General features: G+C 62.8%; 1 protein-coding gene. It reads left to right on the plus strand.

Annotated features, from left to right (window positions below; genetic code table 11):
• Positions 1-116 precede the first annotated feature (116 nt).
• The coding region (locus WKW82_RS40570; protein WP_340348855.1) for an ISKra4 family transposase at positions 117-1,132 on the plus strand (1,016 nt) is incomplete at its 3' end.

Raw genomic sequence — 1,132 nt, forward strand, 5'->3', positions numbered from 1 at the left:
GTGGACGACGAGCAATGGGGCATCTTGCGTCACTACCACCCCGACCGCTTCGATCGGCGCGCCATCAACCGAAGGCTCGCCGCATTGGCTGCGCCATCTCAGGAAAGGCTGGCCCCATGAGAGTCACCGTTCAAATTCGCGTTGAAGGGGCCGCGTCGGGCTCTTTCACCGTGCCGCTTCATGCCATCGATCGCCCGTGTGGCCAGGTGCAAGACGTCGGGCTCTCCTTCGGAGAGGCCAAGTCCCTACTTGGCGAGCTTCAAAAAGCGCTTGTGCGCCAGCAACTGGAGCTTTACCTCGCAGAGCGCAGGACCTGCCCTCACTGCAGCGAGCCACGGGCCATCAAGGGTTACCATCCGCTGCGCTTCCGCACCGCCTTTGGGGACATCGCGCTGCGCAGTCCTCGCTGGCATCGCTGCCGCTGCGAGCAATCCCGGGAGGCCACGTTCTGCCCGCTGACCCAACTGCTGACGGTGCACACGTCCCCGGAACTCGCGTACCTGGAGGCCAAGTGGGCGGCGCAAGTCTCGTTTGCATCGGTCAGGGCGCTTCTGCAAGAGGTGCTGCCGATCGAACAAGGGTTGCATCAGGAGACGATCCGCCAGCACGTCATGGCCACGGCCGAGCGACTCGAGGCGCAACTTGGCCTGGAACAATTCGCCTACGACGGCGGCTCCCAGCGCGAGATCGAAGCTTCTCCGGAGCCGCCAGCGCCGATCACGGTGGGACTGGATGGGGGCTACGTCCGCGGTCGCGAGCGTTTGCCCGGCGCCAATGGTTGTTTCGAGGTCATCGCCGGAAAGAGCATTCCCGAGGAAGGCGAGGCCAAAGTCTTTGCCTTCGTCCACCGAGTGGACCGCAAACCCAAGCGCCGTTTACGTGCGGTGCTCGAGTCGCAAGGCATTCTTCCTCGTCAGCACATTACCTTCCTGTGTGATGGTGGCGATACGGTGCGCGAGCTCGGCGCGTTCGTACACCCGCGATCCGAGCACATCCTGGACTGGTTTCATGTCGCGATGCGCATCGAGCAACTCTTGCAGACAACACGAGGGCTGCAAGGCCCAGAGAGGGAAGAGCTCCTCAAGGACATCGAGCGAGTCAAATGGTTCTTGTGGCATGGAAACGTGTTCCG

The sequence above is a fragment of the Variovorax rhizosphaerae genome, assembly GCF_037889975.1.
In the GTDB taxonomy this organism is placed as follows: domain Bacteria; phylum Pseudomonadota; class Gammaproteobacteria; order Burkholderiales; family Burkholderiaceae_C; genus Variovorax; species Variovorax rhizosphaerae.